We start from the raw sequence: 5,168 nt of genomic DNA on the forward strand, positions 1-5,168 counted from the left end.
CTCGACGATGCGGACCTGGCTCATCACCTGGGTCTCGCCGCCAACCAGACTGCGATCCACCGGCGGCGGTGCATCCTTTTCACGCGGCGCCGATGTCTGGCTGGCCTTGCGATGCGCCAGCAGGTTCGGCACCGAACCGTCCAAAGCGCCGTTAGGTTGCACAATCAGTTTCGAAAGCGCTGGATCACTGCTGGCGGGCGCGGCCACGGCAATGCGGTACTCGGTCGGCTCGGAAACGCCTTTGGCGCCGCGGGTCCAGACCAGCAGGCTGGTGGTGCCGCCGGACTTGCCGTTGATCAACAGCTCGCGGCCGTTGACGACGTTGACGTCGGCAACTTTCGGATCACCGATCGCCACCCGGGTTACCGATCCCTTGGCGCGCACCAGCTTGTGGGTGCCCGGCTCCACCAGCAGGGTTTCGGCCTTGGCCACGGCCTGGGCATGCACCGGCAGCGGCATCTGCGCAGTGACCACCACCACGAGTGCGGCAACGGCAAAGCTTCGGGACAACTGCCGAGTGATCGAGAAGCGCATGCCAGTTCCTGTGCAAGCTGCGAGCGGCGACCGGGTAGCGGCCGAGTCAGAAGTGTGGAGTTCGGCGATCAGCTGCGAAACGCGGCTCACGGCGACACCGTCTTGAGGTCAGAGCCGCGATAGATTTCGATGCGCGGCGGCCCCTCACTGCGCCCGACCTTCTTCTTGCCCTTGGCAATCAGCTGGGTCAGTTCCGTAGCGGTGATGATCTGCGCTGCAGCGAGCTCGGCTTCGGCATCCGCCTTGGCTTTCGCTTCCGGGCTCAGTGGAAGACTGCTGACCGTCGTGCTGACCGCACTGATCTCCGGCGCGCGTGCTTCGGCTGCGGCAGCAGTCGTCGCCGGCGTGCCGTGCAACGCCAGGCGAAGTTCGCCGTAGCTGGAGCCAAGCAACACTTTGGTGACCTGGGCTTCCGGAATTGCCAGCACGGCGGTGCGCTCGCGGCGCCCCTGGTTCTGGGCCTGCTTGTCCTTGTTCTCGGGAATGCCTTTCGGCGGCTCGACCAGATGATCCTCATACGCCAGCACGCGGATATCGCGGATCAGCACCCGCGCCTGGGTCGGAATGTCTTCGGTCTTGTCCGGGCCGGACTTCTCGCCAGTCGGCGTGTCGGTCACCGACTTGATGTAGACCAACACATCTACGGTATCGCCAGGACGTACGAAGCCGCCGACGCCGACCACATCGTCAACCTTTAACGACAACGCGCGGAAACCATCTGGAACGCCGCGGGCAATCATGTTGGCGTCCTTGAAGAAGCGCGGCACCACCGGCGCACCGGCATCGACGTCGATCAGCGGTGTGCGGCCGATGGCGTCGTCGACATTGGCGAAGTACTCGGTCGGCGCGATCGTGACCGGTGCGAGCACGATCGCGTCCCGGTCGATCGGCACATTGGCAGCCAGCGGCCGAGTGGCAATCACGACCATGATCTGAGGCACTGCCGGAGCCGCGGATACCGGCTGCTGCTCTTGGGCCTTCGAGGCGCTTTCGGCAAAACTGCGGCTCATCCGCCAGCCGACGATTGCCAAGATGATGGCCAGCAAACCGAGCACGATCGCGACGATCCGAATCGCGTTGCTGTTGTTCATGCGTGTGCCGCTCCCTATTGATTATCAGCCGCTTTTTGCTGGCAGCTTAAACGATGTATCGATGTTCTCTGGGCCCGTTTTCAGAGCCGTTCGGTGAATCAGGACAAGCGACCTGCAGCCGTCGCCTGCAGCGCCGCCGGCAACGGTGGAATAGCGCCAAACCCGGGCAGTGACACGGTCGGAAACAGGGCCGGTGCGGTCAGGCTATACGTCACAAGGATGCTCAAGGTATTGGTTGCGGCGTTGACCGGCTGGACGACATAGGTCAACGCAGCCGGTACGGGAGAACCGCCCAAGATGAAATTGTTGGCAACTGCATCGGCCACTGCCGCGTTGATCGCGGCCAGGTAGGCGGCGTTGCTGGGAAGTGGCGCTACGGAGATGGCTGCTCGCAGCGCTTCCTGAGCAATGAAATTGATCCGCTGCTGCAGGAAATAGACGTAACCGTAGGTCAGCGTGCCGTAGACGATCGCGAACAGCAGCGGGAACACCAACGCAAACTCGACCGCCGACGCACCAGTGATGCGGCGTGGCAGCCGGCTCAGCGAACGATGACGGGCCATGATCGGGTGTTCCAGAACAACAGCGGGCAACGGGACGAGGACGCTGACCCGCCAATGTGCCGGCTCAGCAGGTAACGCCGTAACGATATCTCAATAATTCAAGCTCTTCTGCTTCTACCCTCAGCGATAGCCAAAATTTTTCACATCGCGTCTCTAAACAGGAAAACTCATCGGCATTGTTGGCACCTCGACTGAGGGCCATTACATTACCGATGACAGTTTCTGCCTAAATCATTTCGGCGTTCACTGAAAAACCAGTAAAACCGGCAGCTTCCAGATGAAGCTTCATAACGAACCAAGCATCCGACAACACCGGAAAATCTATCCGGGAAGGACGGATGCTCTAGCCTGCCGACCTCGCCGCGATGAACTTGAGCTCAGCGTCGCGAAAATCAGGAAAGCTTTACCGAGCAGCACCATTCAGACTGCCTGCGGCCGAATCGAAAAGATTGACAAGACCATCTTTAACACTCGTTAGCGAAATCACCAGCAGCACGGCAATCAGTCCCACAATCAGGCCGTACTCGACAGCGCTGGCGCCTTCGTCATCACGCAGGAAATTCTGGATTTTCTTGATCACGCGTATCACTCCATCGGTCACGTTTCGGGGGCGGTTCGGGTGCTTGAAACCCGTAAGTGGACGATAGGCCAGGCACCGAGGAGCGTCAAAGCTGCTGGCTCCCGCAACTGCTACCGCTCATCGGTTATGGTGATCGGCACTTCCTGCAAAAACTGAAGCCGCCGTGGCGATTTACGCAGTTGGGGACCTTCAAGGCTGTTGCGACGCGCTGAAGCGCCTGCTTGACCATGTGCGCTTCGATCCGGCCAGCGATCAGCTGTGGTTCGCGGGTGATCTGGTCAATCGCGGGCCGCAATCAGCCGAAACCCTGCGCACGGTGATCGCGCTCGGTAACAGCGCCATCAGCGTGCTCGGCAATCACGATCTTCATCTGCTTGCCGTGGCCGCCGGCGGCAAGCGCGGCCGGCGCGACACGCTGGACGACATTCTCGATGCCCCTGACCGAGACGAACTGCTGCACTGGCTGCGCCATTGCCCACTGATGCATGCCGATTCGCGCGCGTCCTGGCAGTTGCTGCACGCCGGTCTGCCGCCGCAATGGACGATCAGCGAGGCAAGTCAGCATGCACGCGCTGTCGAAGCGGTGTTGCGCGGCCCCGATCACGAAGCCTTGCTGAGCCACATGTATGGCGATCAGCCGGACCTCTGGCAGACCGAACTCAAAAGCTGGCCATACCTGCGTTTCGTCATCAACTGCTTCACCCGCCTGCGTTATTGCACGCCGCAAGGCCGGATCGCCGCAGAACCGAAAGGCACGCCGGGCAGTCAGTCTGCCGGCTTGTTGCCCTGGTTCGCGGTGCCCGGCCGGAAGAGCGCCGGTACACCGATCCTGTTCGGCCACTGGTCAACCTTGGGAAAAGTACATTGGCCGGAACATCAGGTCTGGGGACTCGACACCGGCTGCCTCTGGGGCGGCCAGCTCAGCGCGCTGCGTCTCGACGATGCGGCCTTGTTCAGCATTCCCTGCGATGAACATCGGCGTCCGGGTGCCGAGCGGGATTGATCAAGAAGCCGGGTGTTCGATCCAGATCAGCGCCGCCATCCGCCCGCAGACGCCATCACGCCGGAACGAGAAGAAACGTGCTGGATCAGCATGGGTGCTGATGCCGCCGCCATAGATCTGCGTAACCCCGGCTCTCGCCAGCCGCTGCCGCGCCAGCGCGAACAGATCGCCGAAATACTTGTCCGGCTGAGCACCCGGCCGGAAGCAAAAGGCCGCTGCTGGATCGACGGCAATGAACGCCGCACGTACTTCAGCGCCCACCTCGAACGCTTCCGGGCCGATCGCCGGGCCGATCCAGGCCATCAGCCGCTCCGGCGCGACCGGTAGCGCAGCAACGCTGCTTTCGAGCACGCCGGCACAGAGACCACGCCAGCCGGCATGCGCAGCAGCGACCACGCTGGTGTCCTGATCGCAGAACAGAACCGCGAGACAGTCCGCGGATTGCACTGCGCAGACGACGTTCGCCCGGGTGGTGAAGACGCCATCGGCATCCGGCTCCGGCTGCTGATGCGGCAGGCTCAGCACCCGCGTGCCATGCACCTGATGCAACCATTCCGGCGCTCCGCGCAGGCCCAGATGATCGGCGAGCAGGCGGCGATTTTCGGCAACAGCGGCCGGATCGTCTCCGCAGTTGCGGCCCAGATTCAGGCCGGCGTAAGGCCCGCTACTGACCCCACCTTCGCGAGTCGTGAATGCGGCGCGGACCGCCGCCGGTGCCGGCCAGTCGGGAATGATCGGCACCATTGCTCAGGGAGCAGCGCGCAGACGATCGAGCAGGCGAAGCATGTCCGGCGGCGCTTCGGCCGAGAACTCCATCTCCTCGCCAGTGATCGGATGTTCCAGCTGCAGGTTGCGCGCATGCAGCGCCTGACGCGGGAAGCCGTTCAGCGCCAGACGCAGCGTCTCCTCGATGTTGCGGCCGCGGGTGATGCGGCCGCCGTAAACGGCATCGCCGACGATCGGATGAAGGATCTGCGCCATGTGCACGCGAATCTGGTGGGTGCGGCCGGTTTCCAGCCGCACCCGCAGCAAAGTGTGATTGGCGAAACGTTCCTGCACCCGATAGTGGGTGACCGCCGGGCGACCATCCTCGACCACGGCCATCTTCAGGCGATTGCGCGGATCGCGGCCGATCGGCTGATCCACCGTGCCACCAGCGGTGACCGCGCCGTTGACCAGCGCGTCGTACTCGCGGCGGATGTCGCGAGCCGCCATGTCCGCCACCAGCCGCGTGTAGGCGACCAGGGTCAGGCCGACGATCAGCAGACCGCTGGTGTCCTTGTCGAGCCGATGCACGAGCCCGGCGCGCGGCAGCAGCTCGGTCTTCGGGAAGCGATGCAGCAATGCGTTCTGCATCGTCGAATCGGACTGGCCGGCGCCCGGGTGCACGGTCAGGC

The 5,168-nt window shown here is 63.1% G+C and carries 7 protein-coding genes; 1 reads left to right on the forward strand and 6 read right to left on the reverse strand.

The window, feature by feature from the left end:
* From QZY06_RS18980 to QZY06_RS18995, 4 genes are all read right to left on the reverse strand, one after another.
* A partial coding sequence (locus QZY06_RS18980) for a pilus assembly protein N-terminal domain-containing protein (RefSeq protein ID WP_295687057.1) occupies positions 1–534 on the reverse strand: 534 nt, incomplete at its 3' end.
* An 86-nt stretch (positions 535–620) separates the two neighbouring features.
* Entirely contained in the window at positions 621–1,625 is a 1,005-nt protein-coding gene (cpaB, locus tag QZY06_RS18985; RefSeq protein WP_295687059.1) for a Flp pilus assembly protein CpaB, read from the reverse strand.
* Positions 1,626–1,723: 98 nt separating this feature from the next.
* Positions 1,724–2,188, reverse strand: coding sequence for a TadE/TadG family type IV pilus assembly protein (locus QZY06_RS18990; protein ID WP_295687061.1), 465 nt, complete (start codon positions 2,186–2,188; stop codon positions 1,724–1,726).
* A 403-nt stretch (positions 2,189–2,591) separates the two neighbouring features.
* Entirely contained in the window at positions 2,592–2,768 is a 177-nt protein-coding gene (locus QZY06_RS18995) for a Flp family type IVb pilin (protein ID WP_295687063.1), read from the reverse strand.
* Between the two features lie 163 nt (positions 2,769–2,931).
* On the opposite strand from QZY06_RS18995, the gene QZY06_RS19000 reads away from it, so the two are divergent.
* Positions 2,932–3,771 (forward strand): symmetrical bis(5'-nucleosyl)-tetraphosphatase, encoded by an 840-nt coding sequence (locus QZY06_RS19000; RefSeq protein ID WP_295687064.1) that lies wholly within the window; start codon positions 2,932–2,934, stop codon positions 3,769–3,771.
* Here the strand turns inward: QZY06_RS19000 and pgeF are convergent, their stop codons facing one another.
* On the reverse strand, positions 3,772–4,515 hold the full coding sequence (gene pgeF, locus QZY06_RS19005; protein ID WP_295687066.1) for a peptidoglycan editing factor PgeF: 744 nt from the start codon (positions 4,513–4,515) through the stop codon (positions 3,772–3,774).
* 3 nt (positions 4,516–4,518) lie between these two features.
* The coding region (locus QZY06_RS19010) for an RluA family pseudouridine synthase (RefSeq protein ID WP_295687067.1) at positions 4,519–5,168 on the reverse strand (650 nt) is incomplete at its 5' end.

The organism is uncultured Nevskia sp. (assembly GCF_903885465.1).
Classification (GTDB): Bacteria; Pseudomonadota; Gammaproteobacteria; order Nevskiales; family Nevskiaceae; genus Nevskia.